Annotated in this window: 19 protein-coding genes and 1 pseudogene; 10 read left to right on the top strand and 10 right to left on the bottom strand. The window is 71.1% G+C overall.

The window, feature by feature from the left end:
* Window positions 1-49: 49 nt before the first annotated feature.
* Both OHU89_RS12480 and OHU89_RS12475 read right to left on the bottom strand, forming a co-directional pair.
* On the bottom strand, window positions 50-439 hold the full coding sequence (locus tag OHU89_RS12480; protein WP_405642415.1) for a hypothetical protein: 390 nt from the start codon (window positions 437-439) through the stop codon (window positions 50-52).
* Window positions 440-507: 68 nt separating this feature from the next.
* Window positions 508-1,290, bottom strand: coding sequence for a hypothetical protein (locus OHU89_RS12475; RefSeq protein WP_405642414.1), 783 nt, complete (start codon window positions 1,288-1,290; stop codon window positions 508-510).
* A gap of 507 nt (window positions 1,291-1,797) precedes the next feature.
* Between OHU89_RS12475 and OHU89_RS12470 the strand changes: the two genes are divergently transcribed.
* Entirely contained in the window at window positions 1,798-2,427 is a 630-nt protein-coding gene (locus OHU89_RS12470) for a transglycosylase family protein (RefSeq protein ID WP_405642412.1), read from the top strand.
* A 120-nt stretch (window positions 2,428-2,547) separates the two neighbouring features.
* Window positions 2,548-3,171, top strand: a complete 624-nt coding sequence (locus OHU89_RS12465; protein ID WP_405642410.1) for a transglycosylase family protein — start codon at window positions 2,548-2,550, stop codon at window positions 3,169-3,171.
* On the opposite strand, the gene OHU89_RS12460 is transcribed toward OHU89_RS12465, so the two are convergent.
* From OHU89_RS12460 to OHU89_RS12450, 3 genes are read right to left on the bottom strand one after another with little or no spacing between them, the layout of a single operon-like run.
* Complete coding sequence (locus tag OHU89_RS12460; protein WP_405642408.1) at window positions 3,104-3,778, bottom strand: ATP-binding cassette domain-containing protein; 675 nt, start codon at window positions 3,776-3,778, stop codon at window positions 3,104-3,106. The genes OHU89_RS12465 and OHU89_RS12460 overlap by 68 nt on opposite strands.
* Complete coding sequence (locus tag OHU89_RS12455) at window positions 3,775-6,447, bottom strand: ABC transporter permease subunit (protein WP_405642407.1); 2,673 nt, start codon at window positions 6,445-6,447, stop codon at window positions 3,775-3,777. The genes OHU89_RS12460 and OHU89_RS12455 overlap by 4 nt, the downstream gene beginning before the upstream one ends.
* Window positions 6,447-6,920 (bottom strand): hypothetical protein, encoded by a 474-nt coding sequence (locus tag OHU89_RS12450; RefSeq protein WP_405642405.1) that lies wholly within the window; start codon window positions 6,918-6,920, stop codon window positions 6,447-6,449. Before OHU89_RS12450 ends, OHU89_RS12455 begins: the two co-directional genes overlap by 1 nt.
* 123 nt (window positions 6,921-7,043) lie before the next feature.
* Between OHU89_RS12450 and OHU89_RS12445 the strand changes: the two genes are divergently transcribed.
* Both OHU89_RS12445 and OHU89_RS12440 read left to right on the top strand, forming a co-directional pair.
* Window positions 7,044-7,631, top strand: coding sequence for a hypothetical protein (locus tag OHU89_RS12445; protein WP_405642403.1), 588 nt, complete (start codon window positions 7,044-7,046; stop codon window positions 7,629-7,631).
* Window positions 7,600-8,892, top strand: coding sequence for an ABC transporter substrate-binding protein (locus OHU89_RS12440; RefSeq protein ID WP_405642401.1), 1,293 nt, complete (start codon window positions 7,600-7,602; stop codon window positions 8,890-8,892). Before OHU89_RS12445 ends, OHU89_RS12440 begins: the two co-directional genes overlap by 32 nt.
* A 10-nt stretch (window positions 8,893-8,902) precedes the next feature.
* Here the strand turns inward: OHU89_RS12440 and OHU89_RS12435 are convergent, their stop codons facing one another.
* Window positions 8,903-10,036 (bottom strand): epoxide hydrolase family protein, encoded by a 1,134-nt coding sequence (locus OHU89_RS12435; RefSeq protein ID WP_405642399.1) that lies wholly within the window; start codon window positions 10,034-10,036, stop codon window positions 8,903-8,905.
* Window positions 10,037-10,098: 62 nt separating this feature from the next.
* Between OHU89_RS12435 and OHU89_RS12430 the strand changes: the two genes are divergently transcribed.
* Complete coding sequence (locus tag OHU89_RS12430; protein ID WP_405642397.1) at window positions 10,099-11,139, top strand: helix-turn-helix transcriptional regulator; 1,041 nt, start codon at window positions 10,099-10,101, stop codon at window positions 11,137-11,139.
* Between the two features lie 43 nt (window positions 11,140-11,182).
* On the opposite strand, the pseudogene ctaD reads toward OHU89_RS12430, so the two are convergent.
* Window positions 11,183-12,709, bottom strand: a pseudogene (gene ctaD / locus OHU89_RS12425) (cytochrome c oxidase subunit I); the annotation flags it as partial.
* A gap of 396 nt (window positions 12,710-13,105) precedes the next feature.
* Between ctaD and OHU89_RS12420 the strand changes: the two are divergent.
* Window positions 13,106-13,321 (top strand): I78 family peptidase inhibitor, encoded by a 216-nt coding sequence (locus tag OHU89_RS12420; RefSeq protein ID WP_046256722.1) that lies wholly within the window; start codon window positions 13,106-13,108, stop codon window positions 13,319-13,321.
* 99 nt (window positions 13,322-13,420) lie between these two features.
* On the opposite strand, the gene OHU89_RS12415 is transcribed toward OHU89_RS12420, so the two are convergent.
* Window positions 13,421-14,419, bottom strand: coding sequence for a phosphatase PAP2 family protein (locus tag OHU89_RS12415; protein ID WP_405642395.1), 999 nt, complete (start codon window positions 14,417-14,419; stop codon window positions 13,421-13,423).
* Window positions 14,420-14,656: 237 nt separating this feature from the next.
* Complete coding sequence (locus OHU89_RS12410; RefSeq protein ID WP_405642393.1) at window positions 14,657-15,973, bottom strand: mannosyltransferase family protein; 1,317 nt, start codon at window positions 15,971-15,973, stop codon at window positions 14,657-14,659.
* Between the two features lie 273 nt (window positions 15,974-16,246).
* Here OHU89_RS12410 and OHU89_RS12405 point away from each other — a divergent pair, with 273 nt between their 5' ends.
* Together OHU89_RS12405 and OHU89_RS12400 are read left to right on the top strand one after the other, a co-directional pair.
* Window positions 16,247-17,842 (top strand): MFS transporter, encoded by a 1,596-nt coding sequence (locus OHU89_RS12405; protein ID WP_405642391.1) that lies wholly within the window; start codon window positions 16,247-16,249, stop codon window positions 17,840-17,842.
* 89 nt (window positions 17,843-17,931) lie between these two features.
* Window positions 17,932-19,122, top strand: coding sequence for an acyl-CoA dehydrogenase family protein (locus OHU89_RS12400; protein ID WP_405642389.1), 1,191 nt, complete (start codon window positions 17,932-17,934; stop codon window positions 19,120-19,122).
* 39 nt (window positions 19,123-19,161) lie between these two features.
* Here OHU89_RS12400 and OHU89_RS12395 read toward each other — a convergent pair whose 3' ends face one another.
* Window positions 19,162-19,602, bottom strand: coding sequence for a cell division protein SepF (locus tag OHU89_RS12395; protein ID WP_037715589.1), 441 nt, complete (start codon window positions 19,600-19,602; stop codon window positions 19,162-19,164).
* A gap of 290 nt (window positions 19,603-19,892) precedes the next feature.
* Between OHU89_RS12395 and OHU89_RS12390 the strand changes: the two genes are divergently transcribed.
* Window positions 19,893-21,068, top strand: a complete 1,176-nt coding sequence (locus OHU89_RS12390; RefSeq protein WP_405642387.1) for a DUF5685 family protein — start codon at window positions 19,893-19,895, stop codon at window positions 21,066-21,068.
* 590 nt (window positions 21,069-21,658) lie between these two features.
* Entirely contained in the window at window positions 21,659-23,416 is a 1,758-nt protein-coding gene (locus OHU89_RS12385; protein WP_405642385.1) for an FAD/NAD(P)-binding protein, read from the top strand.
* The last annotated feature ends 88 nt before the right edge of the window (window positions 23,417-23,504 follow it).

Here is a 23,504-nt window from a genome sequence, read left to right as displayed (position 1 = left end):
GGAAACACAGGAAGGGCGGCCCCTTGTCGGGGCCGCCCTTCCTATTGCGTCAGAAGCCGCGGCGCTGGCCGGGCGGCAGCGCCGGCACATGCTGCACCATCGTGCTGTGCTGCCCGATCTGTCCGACGCGCTGCCACTGCGACTGCTGCTGCCCGACGCGGACACTGTGCGCACCCGCGCTGTAGGCGCTGTACGAGCTGCTGAACGACCCCGGCCGGTGGCCGCCGTACGCGTCCTGCGGAAGGTTCCCGAACGCGGTGAACCCCAGCTCCTCCTCGCCACTGCGGTCACCCGGCAGCGAGCGGAACGTCTCGACGTACTCGGCGTAGAGCGCGTCGTAGATCGGCGTGGCCGATGGGCCGCACAGCGGGTCCGGAGTCGGCCGCGAGGACGGGATCGACTGGTAGGACTGGCGGCGGAGAACGTCGTAGGTGTGCACGTATGTCCAAACGACCCTGAGCATCATGAGATGCGGCTGCGCTCAGGGGCGCGAGACTGCAGGCGTCCTCAGGTCCCGGCGAGCGGCATCGCGGCAGCGACCAACTTCCCGTTGGCCGCCGCCTTGTCGATCGCGTCCCGCAGCAGGTCCTCTCGGGGCTGACGCCCGATCGATCCCACCGGCGCCGCGAACATCAGCACCTGCTGATGCTTGTTCGCGGCGGCCCGCCAGCTCTCCGTGACCTGGAGCGGCTGATGCGCCTGCCACCACGCGACCGGCTGCCCACCGGTCGGCCCCGGCTGAAGGACCGCGTGCAGCTGGCCCATCGCCAGCAGCACCGACCACCCGTGCAGCACCGGCGGTACCTCCGTCAGCTGCGTCACCGGCATGAACCCCTGCTCGATGAGGAGCGGCAGGAAGTCGTCGCCGACGTCGGTCGCGCCGGGGCGCACGATGGGGGCCGTCGGTTCGACCACGAGCGCCGGGTGCAACTCCCCGGCGATCAGCACGAGTCCGCTGGTGACGCCGAGCACCGCCTGCTCGGGTACGGCCTTCTCGGGGTTCGGCTCGACACGGTCGCCGCTGATGGAGCGCACGGCTCCCTGGAGCTGCTCCTCGGTGACTTGGACGATCTGCGAGGGCAGACAGGTGGCGTGGGCGAAGGCGAGGACGGCGGTCTCGTCGCCGATGAACAGGACGGTGCTGGTGCGCTCCGCTTCGGAGTCGCCCGGGGTGCGGCAGGACGTGCAGTCGTAACTGCCGGGGGCGTTCTCTCCGGCGAGCAGCCGGTTGGCCTCATCGTCGCCGATCTCGGCGCGAACCTCGTCGCTGACGTCGAGCATGCGCGGCACGGGTGACTCCCTCAGGAAGCGGTGCCCGGGTGGGTCCCGGGCTCATGAAGAAGACAACGGGTGATCTGTGGCGGGAGTCACGCTCCAGAGCGAACGGAATCGAACCATCCGGCGCACAGGGTCACGCCGGGCCCGGAATCGGGCACTCAACGTCAATTCCTAGGAAATCCAAGGAAGTTGGTTGCGTGAAGTGGGTCACAGATCACCAAGGCGACTGGTCGACAAATCAGGAAATCGGCGAATGAAGTGGGTGGCCGAAAAAAGTTGCTACCTGCGGTAACGGCGAACTGGCCTGGAGTGACAAGCAATTGGTTGATACCGGGCGGTCGCCCTCCCTAGATTCCTCGGCCGTGTGCAACGAGCACCGCTCGGGTTCGTCCGCCGGCCGTACCAAAGCCAGCTCGCAGCACCAGCCTCCGGCGGACGGGGCGGAGCGCGACGACCCTGCCCCTGCGCAGGGAGCGCGCCCCGCTTTGGGGGACCCCGGGTCCTTCGAGAGGGAAATACATGTCCGAATGTGCCGATACCACTCGCGACAACGTTCGTAAGACGCGTACGACGGCGGTTCTCGCCGGGGCGGCCCTGCTCGCCCCTCTCGGACTGCTGGCCGCGGCCGGCAACGCCACGGCGGCGGACGGCGGAGTGTGGGACCGCATCGCCCAGTGCGAGAGCGGCGGCAACTGGCACATCAACACCGGCAACGGCTACTACGGCGGCCTGCAGTTCTCTCCTTCCACCTGGCGCGCGTACGGCGGCAGCGCCTACGCGGCGACGGCGGACAGGGCGAGCAAGTCCCAGCAGATCGCCGTGGCCACCAAGGTCCAGCGCGCCCAGGGGTGGGGCGCCTGGCCCACCTGTTCCGCCCGGGCCGGAGCGTCCGGCACCGCCCCCTCGGTCTCCTCCGGCTCGGCCACCACCAAGGCCGCTCCGTCCAAGCCGTCGAAGGCGCCGGCCCGTTCCCAGAGCCACTCGGACCGCAGCGCGTCCCGTGGCGACTACACCGTCCGCAAGGGCGACACGCTGAGCGGCATCGCCGCCCGGCACGGGACCACCTGGCAGCGGATCCACGCCGCCAACAAGGCCGTCATCGGCGGTGATCCCAACATGATCGTGCCCGGGCAGCGTCTCGAGATCTGAGCTGCTCCCCCCTTTCCGGGCACGGGGCCCCGCCCGTTCGGTGCGCCGACCGGGTGGGGCCCCTGGGGCCTTCCGCCGCGTATCGACGGCCGTCCGCCCGGCACTGCTTAGCGTGGGCCGATGTACCGCATGCCGATCAAGCTCCTCCTCGCCGCCGCCTGTCTGCTCGCCGGAGCGGCGCCCGCCCCGGCGTACGCGGCACCACCGCCCCCGGCCCCCGGTCCGTCGCCCCTTTCCGTGCCGTACGACTGTGCCCGCGACGGGTGGCCCTGGAGCTGTGTCGCGCTGTGCGAGAGCAGCGGGCGCTGGGACGCCGACACCGGCAACGGCTTCTACGGCGGACTGCAGTTCTGGCAGCCCACCTGGGAGGAGTTCGGCGGCCTGACGTACGCCCCGCGCGCGGATCTCGCCACCCGTGAGCAGCAGATCGCCGTCGCCCAGGAGGTGCTGGCCGTGCAGGGCTGGGAGGCCTGGCCGGTCTGTTCGAAGCGGTACGGGCTCAAGGGCCGTATGCACACGGTGAAACCCGGCGACACGCTCTCGGCGATCGCCCGCAAGTACGGCATCCAGGGCGGCTGGCGGGCGCTCTACCAGGCCAACAAGGAGATGATCGGCGACTACCCGGACCGGCTGAACGTGGGCACGCTGCTGGTCGTCCCGAAGGAATCGAAGAGTGCTACCCGGGACTCGGCCGTGTTCGGTCCGCCCCTGTCGGCGGGCCCAGTTCGGCGGCCTCTCCGCTGAACACGACCGTGCCGCGGCGCAGTTCGTACACGACGGCCGTCCGGCCGTGCAGGACGGGCGGCAGCCGCTGCTCGGCGACGACCACGCAGGCGTCGAGCCCGCTCAACAGGTCGTACGTGCGGGCCGCTACCGTCGGCGACATGCCCTGCGTCGGTTCGTCGGCGAGCACCACGCGCGCGCGTGCCAGCAGGGCGCGGGAGAGGGCCAGCATGCGCTGCTCGCCGCCGGAGAGGGTGCCCGCGCGGCGCGGGAGCAGCGCGGTGAGCTGGGGATAGGCGTCGAGAGCCCGGTCGTACGACGGTGCGGCCAGCGTCAGGTTCTCGCGCACCGTGAGCGAGCCGAACACCGCCTGCCGCTCGGGGACCAGGCACAGGCCGTGCCGGGCGCGCTCGTGGGCGGGTACGCGGGTCACGTCGGTGCCGTCCCACACCACGGCGCCGCCGGACAGCGGCACGGTGCCGGCGATGGCGCGCAGGGCGGTCGTACGGCCGCTGCCGTTGCGGCCCAGCAGGACGGTGAGGCCGGGGCCCGGGGCGGCGAGGGTGATGCCGTGGAGGGCCTCCAGGGGGCCGTAGCGCACGCGCGCGTGGCGCAGGGAGATGGTCATGGGGCGGCTGTCCGAGCGGTGTCCAGGACATGGTCGGGCGGGCCCGAGGCGACGATGCGGCCCGCCGACATGACGTGCACGACGTCGGCGAGGTCGGCGACCAGGTCGAGGTCGTGCTCCACGACGAGGAGGGCCGTGCCGTCGGCGGCGAGGGCCTTCAGCACACGGGTCAGGGCGGTCACTTCAGCCGTGTCCAGGCCGGCGGCGGGTTCGTCGAGGAGGAGGACCCGGGGGCTGCCGGCGAGGGCTCTGGCGAGTTCCACGCGACGCAGGGTGCCGGTGGGGAGGGCGGCGGCGGGGAGGTCTCGGAGCGGGCCGTCCAGGGCGAGGAGCCTGAGGGTTCGCTCTACGGCGGCGGGGTCGGGGCGGTGTCCCTGTTCGGCGCCCACGTGAACGTTTTCGGTCACGGTCAACGAGGGGAAGACCGCGAGTTGCTGGAAGGTGCGGGCGATGCCGAGGCGGGTGCGGGCGTGGGCGGGGAGGCGGGTGATGTTCCGGGTGCCGAGGAGGATCCTGCCGCTGGTGGGGCGGAGCGTTCCGGCCAGGCAGTGGAACAGGGTGCTCTTGCCTGCGCCGTTGGGGCCGATGATCGCGGTGACGCTTCCTGGTGTGATGTCCAGGTCGACTCCGTCCAGGGCGGTGAAACTGCCGTAGCGGGCTTTGAGGTTACGGGCTTTGAGTGTGGGTGCGGGTGGCCCCTGCGGGGGTGGAGCGCCGTCGGCGGCTGTGGCATGCGTATCGGCGGCCGGCGGTCGTCCTGCCTGTGCCCTGCTCGCCGCTCCGGCCAACGTCGCTGCACGCGCGGGGCGTTGCTCCACCGGCCGCAGCCTTCCCCGCACCCGGTCCCCGAGCGGTGTCAGCGCCGCTCGTCGCCGCAGCCGCAGTCTTCCCGCCGCCGTTCGCAACGCCTCGTACGGGCCGCCCGGGAAACGGCCGACCAGTACCGCGAGTACGCCGATCAGGGCCGCCGCCATCCCGCCCCGCGCGCCCGCGTCCAGTCCCACCAGGAGCGCCGCTGCCAGCAGTGCGCCCAGGGTGCTGTCGGCGCCCAGGACCACCACGGCCGCGAACCACAGCAGCCCGCGGACGGGGTCGTAGGCGCCGGGGTCGAAGGCGCGCAGGCCCATGCCGAGCATTCCGCCGCCGAGGGCGGCCAGCGCGGCGCCCGCCACGAAGGCCAGGAGTTTGAGGGACGGGACCTGGACGCCCGCCGCCGACGCGCCCGCCTCGTGGTCGCGCATCGCCGCCAGCGCTCTGCCCGTACGGCCCGTGCGGAGCCGGCGCGTCGCCAGAAGGGCCGCTGCCAGGAGCGCCAACTCCAGGACGTAGTACGCCCGGTCGCCGTCGAAGCCCGACGGGCGGCCCAGCGACAGCCCCGACGTGGCGTACGGCTGGGCGAAGACGAAGCGGCTCACCCCCACGCCCACCGCGAAGGTGGCCAGAGCCAGCGCCAGGCCCCGGCGGCTGATCGCGGGCCAGCCGGTCAGCAGGCCCAGGGGCGCCACCAGCACGACGGCCACCGCGAGCGCGGCCAGTTCGGGAAGGCGAGGCAGTCCGGGGAAGCGGCCCGCCGCCAGCAGCGCCGTGAACAGGGCGCCCAGTCCGGCGTACGCCGCCTGTCCCAGCGAGATCTGACCGCCGCGCCCCGTGACCACCACCAGCGACAGCAGCACCACGCCCAGCGCCGGCACCTGCACCGACGTATGCAGATCCGAGCCCGCGAAGCCCAACGGCAACAAGAACAGCACCACCGCCACGATCCACGCGCCCGGCGGAGTGGCCACGCGCGCGGTGGCCGTGCGCGGGAGGGCGTCGCGGGTGCCGATCCGCGGCAGCACGAGCGCCGCGACCAGCAGCGCCACCACGAACAGGTTCGCCCCCACCGCCTGCAGCAGCGGCTCGCCCCAGCCCGACGGATGCAGCCGCGTCAGCTGGCTCTGCGCCACCCCGATGCCCAGCGCGACCACCACGGCGACCGGCAGACTGCGCATCCGTGCCGCCACCGCGACCGCGACGACCTCCATGACCAACAGCGGCAGGCCGTACGGGTCCAGGCGTACGAACGGCGCCAGCAGCACGCCCGTCAGGCCCGCCGTGAACGAGCCGAACGCCCAGCCCGCCGCGGCCACCCGGTCCGCGTCGATCCCGCCCAGCACGGCCAGTTGCCGGTCGTCCACCACGGCCCGCAGCTCCCGCCCGAAGCGCGTCCAGCGGATCACCGCCCCCACGCCCCCGGCCAGCACCAGCACCACGGCGAGCTGACCCCACGGGTCCGCCGACACCAGCTCCGGAGCGTCGTCCCGCGCCCCCTGCCCCCACACCAGCGCCGCCCCGCCCACCAGCAGCACGAACACCCCGATGGACGCGACCAGCGTCTGCGCCGGGTCGCTGCCCAGGACCGACAGCGGACGGAAGACGAAACGCTCCAGCACCACGCCGAGACTCGGCGCCAGGACCAGCAGCGTCAGCGTGGCGCCCGCCCACAGGGGCCAGTCCCACTCCACCACGCACTGGCGCAGCACGAACGCGCACACCATCGCGATCGCCCCGTGCGCGAAATTCAGCACCCCCGTTGCGCGGTACGTCACGATCAGGCCGATTCCGGTGAGGGCGGCGGCGCTGCCGACCGAGAGGCCGGCGAGTGTCAGGTCGTACGTGAGGGACGACATCAGTCGGTTTCTTCGGCGGGCTCGCAGATGGGACAGGGACCCAACTCGCCGCTCGCCGCCAGCTTGGCGTCCACCGGCACGGCCTCCACCTTTCCGGAGACCAGCGGGCAGTCCGCGCGGTGCCACAGGGTGCCGCCCGGCACCATCAGCAGGTCCCCGCTGACGGCGATCGGCGCCGTGGCCCGGCCGGGCTCCTCGGCGTCCGCGGGTTCCGTGGCGACCAGGAGGCCGTACAGCTCCTCCACACGCAGCGCGGCGATCGTGTTGCGGCCGTGTGCGAGCAGCACCGCTCCGGCGATGATCAGCGCGGCGCCGGGGACCGTGCAGGAGGCCAGGTAGGGCAGCTGACGTTCGGCGTAGCGCTCGCCGGAGACGCCGTACCAGCCGATGACGCAGAGCACCGCACCCGCGGCGAGCGCGGCCCAGCCGGCCCACAGAACGGGGTGCACGGTCCGCAGTCGGCTTGTCCGCATCTCTGGCCCCCACACGTCACGTGTCTGTCCATGTCAGCCAATGGCTTGCACTATGCCTTCTGGAAGCTGACCCTGAAAGCACCGGGCGCACATGGCCCGGACCGACACCCGGTGGTGAGCCAGATGGTTCTCGGGAGCGACCTCAGGCGGGGGAACGCACGGCGGGGCCGCGGCCCACGCCAGGCGGGACGGGGTACGGCGGCACTGACCGCCCTGGTGCTCCTCCTCGCCCCGGCCTTCGTGGCCTGCAGCGACGACAGCGGCGGGAACGAGACCCCGTCCATGACCCCGACCCCGGAGACGACGACCAGTGCGCCGCAGACGAGCGCACCGGCCAGTGGGCCCGCCGACCAGGCGGCGGCCGAGAAGGAGGTCAAGGAGAACTGGGAGAAGTTCTTCGACCCGAAGACCTCCACGAAGGCGAAACAGGCCGTCCTGGAGAACGGCGAGGCGATGGGCCCGGTCATGGCGGCCTTCAGCGGTGACGAGCGCGGCGGACAGGTGGAGGCGCAGGTCACCGAGGTGGAGTTCACCTCACCGACCAAGGCGACCGTGACGTACACACTCCTCATGAACGGTGCCACCGCCCTGCCGGACACCTCCGGGACGGCGGTCGAGGACGACGGCACCTGGAAGGTGTCCGTCAGCACGCTGTGCGCTCTGGTCCAACTGAGCGGCAATGCGTCGGCGTCGGCCCTTCCGGGCTGTTGAGGCCGCGGCCGCGGTGCTGCTGCTCGTCCTGAGCGCGGCCTGCGGCAGCCGGCTGCCGGAGAGCGACTTCGAGCACGGGGAGCGGGCCGGTCCCGCGCCGGACGGCACGCCGATCCGCGTCGGCGTCATCACCAGCGCCACCAGCCCGGTCGGCGGCGACACCTTTATCGGCCCTCGCGACGGCGCCAAGGCCTGGTTCGACCGGCTCAACGCGCGCGGAGGCATCGACGGGCGCCGCGTCGAGGTCCGTGAGTGCGACGACGGCGGCAGCGGCGTCGGCAACAACACCTGTGTGCACCAGCTGATCGACGAGGACGAGGTGGTGGCCCTGGTCGCCACCACCGCCCTCGACTACGCGGGCGCCTCCCGCGTCTCGCACGCGCGCGTGCCCGACATCGGCGGTCAGCCCATCGGGGCCGCCTACGACACCTATCCGCACCTGTACGGCATATACGGCAGCCTCGCGCCCCGTGACGGCACCAAGGGGTGGAACGGCAAGCAGTACGGCGGCACGGAGGTCTACCGCTACTTCAAGCGGGAGCACGGGGCCCGTACGGCCGCCGTCGTCTCGTACAACCAGGCCGCCTCGGCCGCCTACGCCCGGCTCGTCGAGCGGGGGCTGGAGGCCGAGGGCTACGAGGTGGTGAGCGAGCAGGTCGACTTCGCCCTGCCCAACTTCCGTGCCGTCGCGGCCGATCTGAAGGAGCAGGGGGCGGACCTGGTCTTCGACGCCATCGACTCGCACGGCAACGCCCAGTTGTGCGAGGCGATGGACGACGTCGGTGTGCGGGTCACCGCCAAGGTCACCAATGTGCAGAACTGGAGTTCCACCGTCCCCGACGACTACAAGGACTCCCCGCGCTGCCGCAACGCCCTGTGGGCCACCGGCTCCAGCCGCAACTACGAGGACACCGACCAGGAGGCGGTGCGGGAGTTCCGGGACGCCACCGAGGGGCTGGAGACGCATTCTCAGTGGCAGTTGGAGGGCTGGGCGGCCGCGATGTGGTTCACGGAGGCCGCCGAGTCGTGTGCGGAGAGCGGCGGCGGTGTCACGCGCGCGTGCGTGGACGAGTTCATGAACCGCAGCGAGGACTACACCGCCGACGGGCTGCTGGTTCCCGTCCGGTTCGAGCGGTCGGCCGGGCCACCGACGACCCGCAGGACGTGTCTGTCGGTGGCCCGGTGGCAGGACGGCAAGGGGTGGGTGTCGCAGGGCGACATGGACGACACCTGCTTCGACGTGCCGCAACTGCCCTACTGACCCGCCGCGCTCACCGCAGCGAGCCGAAGAACTCCCTGACGTCGCCGGCCAGCAGGTCCGGGACCTCCAGGGCCGCGAAGTGGCCGCCGCGGTCGAACTCGGTCCAGCGGGCGAGGGTGTTGGCCTGCTCGGCCCAGCGGCGGATCGCCACGTCCTCGCCGAAGTTCGCCACCGCCGTGGGCACACCGGAGTTCGTGACCGGGAACCAGTCGCCGACATGGCTGTTCTCGTAGTACATGCGCGCCGCCGAACCGGCCGTACCCGTCAGCCAGTACAGCATCACGTTGGTGAGCAGCGTGTCCCGGCCGATCGCGTCCTCGGGCAGTGCGGCCGAGGAGTGCGTCCACGCCTGGAACTTCTCCATGATCCAGGCGAGCTGGCCTACGGGGGAGTCGGTGAGGGCGTAGGAGAGGGTCTGCGGGCGGGTCGACTGCAGTGTGTTGTAGCCGAAGCCGTCGGTGGTGAACTCGGCGATGCTCGCCAGGCTCCGCACCTCCCGGTCGGTGAGCCCCGCACGCTCCTCCTCGCTCACCGGGCCGAGCGGGATGAAGCCGACCGACGCGGCGTTCACATGGACGCCGACCACCGACTCGGGGGCGATGCGGGCCAGCGCGGGGGAGATCAGCGCGCCCAGGTCGCCGCCCTGCGCGCCGTACCGCTCGTAGCCGAGCCGGAGCATCAGCTCGGCCCAGGCGCGGGCGACGCGGTTGACGTTCCAGCCCTTCTCGCGGGTGGGGCCGGAGAAGCCGAAGCCCGGGATGGCGGGGATGACCAGATGGTGGTCCTCGCTCAGCCGGTCGATCACGCCGAGGAACTCCACGATCGAGCCCGGCCAGCCGTGCGTCAGGATCAGCGGCAGCGCGTCCGGCGCGGACGAGCGGATGTGCAGGAAGTGCACCTGGGCGCCGTCGATCTCCGTGACGTACTGCGGGATCTCGTTGAGGGCCGCCTCGTGCTTGCGCCAGTCGTAGGCGCCCCGCCAGTAGGCCGCGAGGTCGCGGAGATACGGCAGTGAGGCGCCGTACTCCCAGCCCGCGTCCGGCAGTTCGTCCGGCCAGCGGGTCAGGTCCAGTCGGGTGTGCAGCTCGTCGAGCTGGGCCTGGGGGATGTCGATCCGGTAGCTGTGCACGCTGTTGTCTGCCATGAGTCCAAGGTAGAAACCCTTGCGGACAGCGACTGTCCGCAATGCCTGCCAGACTCGGATTCATGTTGGAGACCTCGGCACGACTCCTGCGCCTGCTCTCGCTGCTCCAGGCCCACCGCGACTGGTCCGGCGCCGACCTCGCCGAACGCCTCGGCGTCACCCCGCGCACCGTGCGCCGGGACGTCGACCGGCTGCGCGAGCTGGGCTATCCGGTCAACGCCAGCCCCGGCACCGGTGGCGGCTACCAGCTGGGCGCGGGCGCCGAGCTGCCGCCACTGCTCCTGGACGACGACGAGGCGGTCGCCGTCGCCGTAGGGCTGCGCACGGCCGCCGGGCAGGGCATCGAGGGCATCGGCGAGACCTCCGTACGCGCCCTCGCCAAGCTGGAGCAGGTCCTGCCGAGCCGGCTGCGCCGTCGCGTGGGTGCCCTGAACGCCTTCACCGTGCCGATGCTGCGCGGCCCCCAGCCCTCCGCCGTGGACCCGGCCGTGCTGACCGAGCTCGCCAACCTCTGCCGGGACGCCGAGCGCCTGCGCTTCGCGTACCGCAGCCACAACGGCGACTCCACCCGCCGTACCGTGGAGCCGCACCGCCTGGTGTGCACCGAGCGGCGCTGGTACCTGGTCGCCTGGGACCTCGACCGTGACGACTGGCGGACCTTCCGCGTCGACCGCATCATCCCCAAGCCGCCGCACGGCCCCCGCTTCACCCCGCGCACACCCCCGGCGGAGGACCTGGCCGCGTTCGTCTCCCGGGGCGTCTCCACGCGCGCGTACGCGGCGCAGGCCGTCGTACGGCTCCTGGTGCCCCTGGAGGAGGCCGTGGAGCGTGTCTCGCCCTCCGCGGGGCAGCTGGAGGCCGACGGGCCGGACGCCTGCATCCTGCGCACCGGGGCCGCGAGCCTCGATGTGATGGTGATTCACGTGATGCTGATGGGCTTCGAGTTCGAGGTGCTGGAGCCCGCCGAGCTGACCGAGGCGATCAGGACGGCTCGGGACCGGCTTGCTCGCTCTGTGGCTCGGGCTGAGAAGTCAGCGCCGCGTACTCGGGATGGTGCAGATCGAACGCCGGGGACTCGGAGCGGATCCGCGGCAGCGTCGTGAAGTTGTGCCGCGGGGGCGGGCAGGAGGTCGCCCACTCCAGGGAACGGCCGTAGCCCCAGGGGTCGTCGACCTCGACCTTCTCGCCGTACTTGGCGGTCTTCCAGACGTTGTAGAGGAACGGCAGCGTCGAGCTGCCCAGCACGAACGCGCCGATCGTCGAGATCGTGTTGAGGGCGGTGAAGCCGTCGGCGGCCAGATAGTCGGCGTACCGGCGCGGCATGCCCTCCGCGCCCAGCCAGTGCTGCACCAGGAACGTGGTGTGGAAGCCGATGAAGAGCGTCCAGAACTGGATCTTGCCGAGCCGCTCGTCGAGCATCTTCCCGGTGAACTTGGGCCACCAGAAGTAGAAGCCGCCGAAGATCGCGAACACGACGGTGCCGAAGACGACGTAGTGGAAGTGCGCGACGACGAAGTACGAGTCGGAGACATGGAAGTCCAGTGGCGGCGAGGCCAGGATCACCCCGGTCAGACCGCCGAACAGGAACGTCACCAGGAAGCCGGTGGCCCACAGCATCGGGGTCTCGAAGGACAGCGAGCCCTTGAGCATGGTCCCGGTCCAGTTGAAGAACTTCACGCCGGTCGGCACCGCGATCAGGAAGCTCATGAACGAGAAGAAGGGGAGCAGCACCGCCCCCGTCACGAACATGTGGTGCGCCCACACGACCACGGACAGCCCCGTGATCGCCATCGTCGCCCCGACCAGCGTCAGATAGCCGAAGAGCGGCTTGCGGCTGAAGACCGGGAGGATCTCCGTGATGATGCCGAAGAACGGCAGCGCGATGATGTACACCTCGGGATGGCCGAAGAACCAGAACAGGTGCTGCCACAGCAACGCCCCGCCGTTGGCCGAGGCGAACACCTGGGAGCCGAACCGGCGATCCGCCTCCAGACAGAGCAGGGCGGCCGCGAGCACCGGGAACGCCATCAGGATCAGGATCGACGTGAACAGCGTGTTCCAGGTGAAGATCGGCATCCGGAACATCGTCATGCCGGGCGCGCGCATCCCGATGATGGTGGTGATGAAGTTGACCGCACCGAGGATCGTGCCGAAGCCGGCCAGCGCGAGACCCATGATCCACAGATCCGCACCGATGCCGGGCGAGCGCTCCATGCTGTTGAGCGGCGCGTAGGCGAACCAGCCGAAGGCCGCGGGCCCGGACGGCACGAGCAGCGAGCCCAGCACGATCAGACCGCCGAAGAGGAACAGCCAGTACGACAGCATGTTCAGCCGCGGGAAGGCCACGTCGGGAGCGCCGATCTGCAACGGCATCAGCTCGTTGGCGAAGCCCGCGAAGCTCGGGGTCGCGAAGAGCAGCAGCATGATCGTGCCGTGCATCGTGAACATCTGGTTGAACTGCTGGTTGTCGATGATCTGCAGCCCGGGCCGGGCGAGCTCGGCGCGCATCAGCAGCGCCATGAGACCACCGGCCAGGAAGAACACGAACGACGTGATCAGGTAGAGATGGCCGATCTTCTTGTGGTCGGTGGTGGTCAGCCAGTCGACGATCACCCGGCCATGGCTCTTGCTCCGCACGGGTCGCACCGTCGTCTGCACGGTCTCGGTCCCCATCGCTCGCTCGCCCCTTCGCTCGTCGCGTCCCGGGTCCGCCGTCATGATGCTCGCGTCGTCTCGTACGGCGACAGGGGGCGTACGGGGATTCTGTGTCGGACCCGTGTTTCTCCTACGCGGTGTCAGCTCCCGCGACCCCACCCCGAATCGGAATGCAAAGGCTCCGACGGCAGGCCTTCCGGAACTTTCCGTCCGGTTATTCGAAGAGTGGCTCCGACACGCGGGAATTCCGTTTGATTGCGCGCGGAAGGCCTACGGAACCGCCCGTACGTGTGACGGAGTTCGACGGAAACGGCTGTCGGCATCCTGTGACAGAAGCGTGACCGGAGAGGGATCAGTGACCCACAGTGTCCTGGTTCCTGGCCCCACCCCGCGGACAGGGCCTAGCGTGGCCGTATGGCACCGATACCGACACCACCCGCCGAACCCCACGACAGTCCCGACGCGTACGTCGGTCTGGAGTCCGCCAGGGCTGAGCGACTCGCCCGTGAGAAGGGCTGGTCGAGCGTGCGCTCGCTGCCACCGGGGGCGATCATCACGATGGAGTACCGCGCGGGGCGGCTGAACTTCGAGGTGAAGGACGGCCGCGTGGCCCGCGCCTGGAAGGGCTGACATCTGTCCTGGAACACGACGACGGCCCCGGCTCCTGCGAAGGAACCGGGGCCGTCGTTGCGGGGTGGGTGTGTGCGTACCGTCCCCGCTGTCCGCCGGCTAGCCGCCTGTCAGGGGGCGGGCCGCCGAGGTCGTGCCGCGTGCGACGCGGTCCGGGTGGGGTGGCCGGCGAGGGCCGACCGGGGTGACCGGGGTGCGCTCCGAGCGGGTCGTGTGCGGGCCCGGTGCCAGATAGGCGGGCGCCCGGGCCGAGCGGGCCGCGGGCTCGCTCTGGGTGGCGGGGGTGCGCGGCTTGAGCGGCATCGGGACCTCGACGGGCTTGACCGACGCGGGTGCGCTGCGGCGGGTCCGCCAGCGGTCGCGCAGGTCGAAGACGGCGGTCTCGGTACGGGCGATCAGCGGCTCGCACCACGGCAGCGCCAGCAGGACCAGCAGCCCCGCGACCCAGCCGAGAACGACGTCGCTCAGCCAGTGCGTACCGAGGTAGACGGTGGCGAGGCCGACGCCGAGGGAGGTCACCGCGGAGACGGCGGACAGCCATCTGCGGGCTCTCGGGGTGGAGGCCAGATAGGCCAGGATGCCCCAGGTCACCACGGCGTTCGCGGTGTGGCCGCTGGGAAATATATCGCCGCCCAGACCCATCTCGTTCGCGCCGATGGTGGTCGCGTAGTGCGGGCCGAGCCGGCCCATGCCGAGCTTGGCGGCGCCCACGGTGATGTTCAGCAGGAGCAGCACGGCGCCCAGGGTGAGCAGCGGGCGCAGGGTGTGCTGCCGCCAGGAGCGCCAGCCCAGCCAGGCCGCGACCATCACCGCGGTCGGGCCGCGCTGGCCGAGCACCACGTAGTAGTCCACGAACCAGTGGATCTCCGCCCACTGCTGGTACGGCCGGAAGAACATGACCTGCCAGTCCAGGCGGACCAGCCACGATGTGTCGACCACGAGCCACACGATCGCCAGGTAGAAGGCGAGGCCTCCGGCGATCAGGGCGACCCGGTGCCGGGACATCCTGGGCACGTCGATGTGAGCCGGTCGTTCCGGCTCACGGTCCAGCCTCGCGAACACCCGGTCCAGACGGGTGAGGTTTCGTTCGGTACGCACTCAATCGACGTTACAGCGAGTGAGGTCCGATGCCCGTCGAATCCACGGCTTTGTGATGACGATGTGATGTGGGATTCCTCTCAGGGAGGCGTTTATTTCCGAGGAATCCACTATCCGGCCCGGTCGTCCCCTTCAATTCCTTTGATCGTTCCGGGTTCCGGTTTATGGCCGCTTATGAATTCGTTCACCGAATCATGGGGCGGAATTCTCCCGGTGCTCATCGGACCCGCGAGTCGATCATGGCGGTCCTGAGCCGTTCAGCCAGAACGCCCCGTACACGGCCGACGCGAGGGCGATACCGCACACCACCAGCACGGACCTCGACGTCCGCAGCCTGGCCAGGGCCAGGGCCAGGGGGAACAGAAGGGGGAAGGCGGGCAGCAGCAGGCGCGGTTTCGAGCCGAAGTAGCTCGACGCGCACAGGGCGAGCGCGGTGACGACACCCGTGTACACCAGAAGCGGCAGCGGCTGACGCTGCCGTACGCCGACGACGTACAGCCACACCACGAGCCCGACCCCGATGATCAGCCCCACCCCGGCGAGCGCCGACGGGAACGACGTGAACTTCTCACCGATGAACCGGGCGAAGGCGTAGCCCCCGTCGAACCCGTTGCGCCAGCCGGCCTGGACGTCGAGATACCCGAGGGGGCCCTTGCCGGTGCGATGGCCGACCCAGAGGACGTAGGCGGCGGCGCCGAGGGGGGCGATGAGCAGGGCCAGGGCGCGGGGGAGTGGGTGTGCGCCGGCCGCTGACCGCGCGCCCGGGGCGCGCGGCGGGCGATGGGTGTCGCCCGTTCCCGGGTCGCGCCCGTCCGTGCCCTCGGCCGCCGGTTCCGGGGCGCGTTCCCCGGCGTCCGCGCCGCCCGTCCGCGCCGCGCTTCGTTGCCGCTCGGACGGGGGATCGCCCGCGCCTGCCCGGTCCCGCCTGAACGCGACGATCCCCGCCACCCACACCGCCGCGACCACCGCGAGTCCCACCGGCCGGGTCAGACCCGCGAGGGACGCCAGAACGCCCGCCGTCACCCAGCGGCCCGTCAGTACCGCGTACAGCGACCACGCGGCGAGGGCCGTGAACAGCGACTCGCTGTACGCCATCGACTGCACGATCCCGACCGGCAGCACCGCCCAGACCAGCACCGCGCAGACCCCGGCCCTACGGCCGTACACATGGTCCGCCACCGCGAAGACGCCCCAGGCCGCCGCGAGCGAGGCGAGCAGGCTGACGACGAACCCCGCGTCGGCGTGGGACAGGGGCGTCACCGCCGCGATGCCCCGCTCCAGCCACGGCAGCAGCGGGAAGAAGGCCAGATTCGAGTGGACGTCCCCGTTGGGCAGCCGCACCTCGTAGCCGTATCCCAGCTCGGCGACCCTCGTGTACCAGAGGGAGTCCCAGCGGGCCGTCAGCAGCGTGTACGCGCTCTTGTCGCGCGCGCCGCTCCACAGGACCAGGGCGAGCAGGCCCAGGGCACGGACGGCCGCGTACCCGAGGAGGGCCGGGGCCGCACGGCGCAACGCGCTTTCGGGGGGCGCCGGGCGCGTCTCAAGATCGGTCACGGGTCCGATTATCGACTGCGCCGCGAACCGGATGGGCCGCCGGGGCGTGTCGGTGAGAGGACGGTGGAGAGGGGAGCGTGGCGTACGCCACACGTGTTCTCCGCGGAGTGTGAGAGGTCCACCACTTGGCCGACGCGTGAACTCGCGTACGCTGACGTGTCACTCGCCTTCGTTGCGCGGGCCGGAGATCACCGCTCCTCTCCGGCCGAGATCACGGGGAGTCCCCACCCCGTGTGCCCGCCGACCGCGAGGGAACATCTGGGAGGTACGTGCATGTCCGGGACGACCACGGCCGCCGCTGCGCTGCGCCGTCGGGCGGCCGGGGCCGGTGCCAACCGCTGGGTCGTCCTCGTCGTCCTCTGTGTGAGCCTGCTGCTGGTCGCGGTCGACGCGACCGTGCTGCACGTGGCGGTCCCCGCCGTCACCGAGGACCTCAAGCCCGGCGCGATAGAACTGCTCTGGATCGTCGATGTCTACCCCCTCGTCTGCGCCTCGCTGCTGATCCTGTTCGGCACGCTCGGCGACCGTGTCGGCCGCAGACGGGTCCTTCTTCTCGGCTACGCCCTGTTCGGCGTCGCCTCCGGCATGGCAGCCCTCGCGGACACCGCCCAGGTGCTGATCGTGGCGCGGGCCCTGCTCGGCGTCGGCGGCGCGATGATCATGCCCGCCACGCTCTCGATCCTCCGCCAGGTCTTCCCCGACCGGCGTGAACGCGCCCTCGCCATCGGCATCTGGAGCGCCGTGGCCGCCGTGGGTGCTGCGGTCGGGCCGCTGCTCGGCGGCTTCCTCCTCGAGCACTTCTGGTGGGGTTCGGTCTTCCTCGTCAACATCCCGTTGATGCTGGTCAGCCTGCCGGTGGGCCGCCTCCTGCTGCCCGAGTCGAAGGGCACCGCCGACGGTCCCTGGGACGTGGTCGGCGCGCTGATGGCCGCGGTCGCACTGTTCGGCCTGGTCCTCGGCGTGAAGCGGCTCGGCGGCGGGGAAGTCGACGGGATCACGGTGCTGCCGCTGGTCGTGGGCGCCGTACTGCTGGTTCTCTTCGTACGACGGCAGAGGCGCCGTACCCATCCGCTCGTCGACCTGCGGATGTTCTCGCGCCCTGCCTTCAGCACGTCCGTCGGCTGCATCGTGCTGGCCATGCTCGCGCTGGTGGGCCTGGAGCTGATCGCGGCGCAGTATCTGCAGCTGGTGCTGGGGCTCTCCCCGCTGGAGACCGGGCTGCGACTGCTGCCGCTCACCATCGCGGCGATGGCCTCCGGACTCGCCGGCGCCCGGATGCTGCGGCGCTTCGGACCGCGTCGGATGGTCTGCTTCGGCTTCGTCCTGACGGCGGTCGCCGTACTGACCCTCATGGCGATGGGCGGCGAGGACAACGCGCCGCTGCTGCTCTCCGGCTTCCTCCTGCTGGGCTTCGGCCTGGAGACCACGCTCTTCGGGGCGTACGAGTCGATGCTGAGCGAGGCGCCGCCGGAGCAGGCGGGCGGGGCCGCGGCGATCGGCGAGACCTCGTACCAGCTGGGCGCCGGCATCGGCATCGCTCTCCTCGGCAGCGTGATGAACGCGGCGTACGCGCCCGGCCTTTCGTCGGTGCAGGGTGTTCCGGCGTCGGACTCGGCCGCGGCGGGGCATTCGCTGGGCGAGGCCTACGAGATCGCCGAGCGGCTCGGTGGGTCGGCCGGGGAGGCCCTGCGCCGCACCGCGCGGGACTGCTTCGTGCACGGGCTGCATGTCACGCTGCTGGTCAGCGCGGGTCTGCTGCTGCTCGGCGCGGCGATGGCGCTGCGGCTGCCGCGGACCATGCAGTGCGAGCCCATGGCGGTCGAGGTGCCCGCGCCCCGGGAAGTCGCCGAGGCCCGCGTCTCCGCCTGAGGTACTGGACGTGCGCGACACTGCACCCGTAACGTCGGCCGGAGAGTCGTAACTAGCGCTGCTAGTTTTCAGTTGCCGGAGGGTGCCCCATGTCCGCGTCCGCGAAGCTGCCCCCGTTCGATCCGGCCGACCCGCTCGGCCTCGACGACCTGCTGGACCCGGAGGACCTCGCCATCCGGGACACCGTGCGGTCGTGGGCGGCGGACCGGGTGCTGCCGTACGTCGCCGAGTGGTACGAGAGCGGCGAGCTGCCCGGGATCCGTGAACTCGCCCGTGAGCTCGGCGGGATCGGGGCGCTCGGGATGTCGCTCGACGGGTACGGGTGCGCCGGGGCCAGTGCCGTGCAGTACGGGCTCGCCTGTCTGGAGCTGGAGGCCGCCGACTCCGGGATCCGCTCCCTCGTCTCCGTGCAGGGCTCTCTCGCCATGTACGCCATCCACCGGTTCGGCTCCGAGGAGCAGAAGACGACCTGGCTGCCGCGGATGGCCGCCGGCGAGGTCATCGGGTGCTTCGGGCTGACCGAGCCCGACCACGGGTCCGACCCCGCGGCGATGCGGACGTACGCCAAGAAGGACGGCACGGACTGGGTGCTCAACGGGCGCAAGATGTGGATCACCAACGGATCCGTCGCCGGGGTCGCCGTCGTGTGGGCGCAGACCGACGAGGGGATCCGCGGGTTCGTCGTACCGACCGACGTGGCCGGCTTCTCGGCACCCGAGATCAAGCACAAGTGGTCGCTGCGCGCCTCCGTCACCAGTGAACTCGTCCTCGACGACGTGCGGCTGCCCGCGGACGCGGTACTGCCGGAGGTCGTCGGACTCAAGGGCCCGCTCAGCTGTCTGTCGCACGCCCGCTACGGCATCGTCTGGGGTGCGATGGGGGCGGCGCGGTCCTGCTTCGAGGCGGCCGTCGACTACGCGAAGTCCCGGGAGCAGTTCGGGCGGCCCATCGGTGGCTTCCAGCTCACCCAGGCCAAACTCGCCGACATGGCGGTCGAACTGCACAAGGGGATTCTGCTCGCCCACCATCTGGGGCGGCGCATGGACGCCGGGCGTCTGCGTCCCGAACAGGTCAGCTTCGGCAAGCTGAACAACGTACGGGAGGCGATCGAGATCTGTCGTACGTCGCGCACCATCCTCGGGGCCAACGGGATCTCCCTCGAATACCCCGTCATGCGGCACGCGACCAACCTCGAGTCGGTGCTCACCTACGAGGGCACCGTCGAGATGCATCAGCTGGTACTGGGCAAGGCGCTCACCGGGCTCGACGCCTTCCGGTGAAAACCCTGCGCGGGGGCAGGGCCGGTGAGCGGCCCTGCCTCAGCTCTGGTTGAAGAAGCCGTCCGTGCGGTGCGCGGCCGGGTCGCCGTTCACGATCTCCGTGTTGGCGGGGGTCAGCAGGAACACGCGTGTGGACACGCGCTCGATCGAACCGCGCAGCCCGAAGATCAGGCCGGCCGCGAAGTCGACGACCCGCTTGGCGTCGCCGGCCTCCATCGCGGTGAGGTTCATGATGACGGGCACCCCGTCCCGGAAGAGCTCGCCGATGGCGCGCGCGTCCCGGAAGCTGTCCGGAGTGACCGTGCCGATGCGACGGCCCTTCTCCTCGGCGACGTCCGAGGCCACCTTGACCCGCGGGTCGGTGACCCAGGCATCCCCGGGCTCGGTTCCTTCGGAGTAGCCGTCGTCGTCGTAGTAACGCTCGTCATCGTTGTCGTCAACGAGGCCCAGCCAGGCACTCGCCTTGCGCACCGATCCCATGGACGCCTCCTCTCACAGCGGTCTTTCTCGCTTTACGTATCCCTATGGTCATCCATGATGCGGATGACGCGCCATGTGGATAGACGCCGCGCGGGGGGTTTGTGACGGTACTGGTGCACAGCGCATTCGTCGAGAGCCCGGGTTTCACAAGGGCCGTTCCCCATACGGCTGCTGACTGTGAGTGAAATATGATTCTTCACGGCGTATGGGTGACGGTCGGGGCGTACGGGTGAACGGCAGGGTCGATACGATGCCGCAGCTCAATGTCGCACTGACCACGGGGGATCGTCGTGTTCGGAATCGTCAGGCCCTGCCGCCATCGGCTCGGTGAAAATCTCAAGACCCAGTGGATGGCGCATTTGTGCGGGCTGTGTCTCGCGCTGCGCAAGGACCACGGGCAGTTCGCGCGCATCGTCACCAACTACGACGGCTTGCTCATATCGGTTCTGACGGAGGCTCAGGCCGAGCGGGGCGTTTCAGGGCGTCGTACGGCGGGCCCGTGCCCGTTGCGCGGAATGCGCACCGCCTCCGTCGCCGACGGCGAGGGCGCGCGGCTCTCGGCCGCCGTCTCGCTCGTGCTCGCCTCCGCCAAGGTCCGTGACCATGTCGCCGACGGGGACGGACTGCTGGCCCGCAAGCCGGTGGCGCTCGCCGCCCGCCGGGTCGCGTCGAGCTGGGGTGCGGCGGGGGCCCGTAGCGGGTCCGCGGTCGGCTTCGACACCGCCGTGCTCGTCGACGCGGTGGACCGGCAGCTCGGCATCGAGACCCTGGCCGGGCCCGGGACGCCGATCCTGACGGTCACCGAGCCGACCGAGACGGCCACCGCGGCGGCCTTCGCGCACACCGCGGTCCTCGCCGGGCGGCCGGGCAACGCCGAGCCGCTCGCCGAGGCGGGGCGGCTCTTCGGGCGGCTCGCGCATCTGCTGGACGCCGTGGAGGACCGGGAGACCGACGCCGCGTCGGGGGCGTGGAACCCGCTGACGGCCACCGGGACGCCTCTGGTGGAGGCGCGGCGGCTCGCGGATGACGCGGTGCACGGGATACGGCTCGCGCTGCGGGAAGCCGAGTTCGGCGACCAGAAGCTGGCGCATGTGCTGCTCGTGCATGAGCTGCGGACGTCCGTGGACCGGGTCTTCGGTGCGTCGTCCTGCGGGCACGGGGCCGGGTCGGCCGGGTTGTCGCACCCTTACGCGCCTCCCGGGCCGGGTGGTCCGGGTGTTCCGCCGCCCCCGGAGCCGCCTCGCCGGGACCGGCGTGGGCTGCTCGCGGGGTGTGCGGTGTGGATGGGGCTGGCCTGTACGTGCCAGATGTGTTGCGGGGAGTTCGAGGACCCGTGGAGCGGGCAGCGTCGGGAAGGTCTGTGCAACCAGTGCGACTGCAGCGGGTGCAGTGACTGCTGCAGCTGCTGTGACTGTTGCGGGAACTGCTGCGACGGGTGCGACTGCGGGTGTGACTGCGGCTGCTGATTCGTCGTAGGGGCGTGGGTTGTTCGGCGGCTGCGGGTCCGGTGTGGCTGGTCGCGCCCACGGGGGGATAACCGCAAATCGATACAGTCCCGCGCCCCTTCAGGTGGGTGCGGGGCCATCGGTGATTGATGACACAGGGGGCTGTACGGAAGCGCGAGGTGAGGGGAGGCGCGTGTGAAGGCGGGGGAGAGAATGTGAGAGGGCGCCCGGGAATCAGGGCGCGCAGGGGGTCAGCTCAACAGGAACAGGACCACACGCGACCGAAGTCGATGTGGGAGCGCTTGACCAGCCACTGCTGTGGATGCATGGGGTAAGTGGAACAGGCATCCGGTTGTGCGTCAACCGACTTGAGACGTACGGCTCACAGTATGGACAGCCTTGACAGTGAGGGGAAACGCCCCCGTAGTCTCGAGGAGCGGCCCTGCTGAGGGGCTCGGCCGCGATCCGCGCCGCGCGGCGCGCTTGTGTGAAGGCACCCGTCCGAGTTCGAACGACTCGCTGCCACGGAGCCTTCACATGTCCTCCGACACCCTCGCCGAACCCGCCGCCCTCCGGGACCCGGCTGATCGACACCCTCAAAGGCACCTCCGATGACCCGGCACTCGCTGGTGATCATCGGCGCCGGACCGCGGGGGGCCGGTCTGATCGAACGGATCGCGGCCAACGCGCCCGAGCTGTACGACGGCTCGGGCCTCGACATCCATCTCGTCGACCCGCACGTGCCGGGTGCCGGGCGCATCTGGCGCGAGGCGCAGTCGCCGCTGCTGTGGATGAACTCGCACGCCGAGGACGTCACGATGTTCACCGACGAGACGGTGGACATGGCCGGACCGGTGCGTCCCGGACCCACGCTGCACGAGTGGGCCGGCATCGACGGCACCACCTTCGCGGACCGGCAGCTCCAGGGCGGCTACCTGCGGTGGGTGCACGAGCAGGCGGTGGCCGCGCTGCCTCCGTCGGTGCGGGTGCACCACCATCCGCGGCGCGCCCTGCGGGTCAGTGGGCCGCCCGAGGGGCGCCAGCAGGTGTGGCTGGAGGGCCGCCCGCGCCCGCTCCTCGCCGACCTGGTCGTCCTCGCGCTCGGCCACCTCGACGCCGAACTCGACGACGAACAAAGGTCGTTGGCGGCCTACGCGGCAGAGCACGGCCTCGTCCACCTCCCGCCCGACTTCACCGCCGACAGCGACCTGTCCGCGCTCACGCCCGGCTCGCACGTCCTCGTCCGCGGCTTCGGGCTCGCCTTCGTCGATCTGATGGTGCTCCTGACCGAGGGGCGGGGCGGGCGGTACGAGGGCGACACCTATGTACCGTCCGGACGCGAGCCCGTGCTGTACGTCGGGTCGCGGCGCGGAGTGCCGTACCACTCGAAGATCGGCTACGACTGGACCGGTGAACGGCCGCCGCTGCCCTGGTTCTTCGGGCCCGCCGAGGTCGACGAACTGCTCGCCCGGCCGACGGGGTTCGACTTCCGGCGGGACGTGTGGCCGCTGGTGGAGAAGGAGTTGGGGTTCGCGCACTACCACCGGTTGTTCACGGTGCACGGGGAGCGGACCGTGATGTCCTGGGCCGACTTCGAGGAGAAGTACGCGGTCGGCGACCGCACGGATGTCGAGGCCCTCGTGGAGGCCGCCGTGCCCGACCCGGCCGACCGGCTGGACCTGGGCGCGCTGGACCGACCGCTGGCGGGGGTGCGGTGCGGGTCGTTCGAGGAGCTCCAGGAGGGGCTGCGGGGGTATGTCGAGCAGGATCTGAGCAGACGGCATGACCCTGCGTACAGCCAGGACCTGTCGGTCTTCCTCGGACTGCTGTCCGTCTACGGCCAGTTGGTCCGGCTCGGGGGCACCGGACCCTGGTGGCACGGCTTCTTCAGCTATCTGGCCTCGGGGCCGCCCGGACCCCGGCTGCGGCAGCTGCAGGCTCTCTCGCGGGCGGGTGTCGTCAGGTTTCTCGGCGCGGACGTCTCGGTGGCGGCGGAGGACGGTGTCTTCCGGGCCACGAGCGCGGGTCTGCCCGGGTTCTCCGTCGAGACACGCGCGCTGGTCGAGGCGCGGTTGCCCGAGCCCACGGTCGGGCGGACCCGCGACGCCCTGCTGCGCGAGCTCCAGGAGGACGGGGCCGCCGAGACCCCGGAGGGGCTGCTCCGGGTGGACCCCGGCGACGGGCGGATCCTGGACGGGACCGGCCGACCACATCCCCGGCGCTTCGCGCTCGGCCCCTTCACCGACGGCCGTACCTCCGGCGCCTTCACCCGGCCCCGCACCGGCGGCCCGGCGTTCCGGCAGAACGACGCGACGGCCCGGGCGGCACTGGAGTCCCTCGCCGCCCTCGCCGGGCGCGCGGCCGCCTGAGCCCCCGCCGGCCACTCAAGACACCCCCTACTCCGAGGATTTCCCGCGATGAGCGTCATGGCCGACATCGGATCCGTCCACAAGGGCT

The sequence above is a fragment of the Streptomyces sp. NBC_00019 genome (assembly GCF_045041015.1).
Taxonomy (GTDB): Bacteria; Actinomycetota; Actinomycetes; order Streptomycetales; family Streptomycetaceae; genus Streptomyces.
This window is presented reverse-complemented; position numbering and strand designations above follow the sequence as displayed.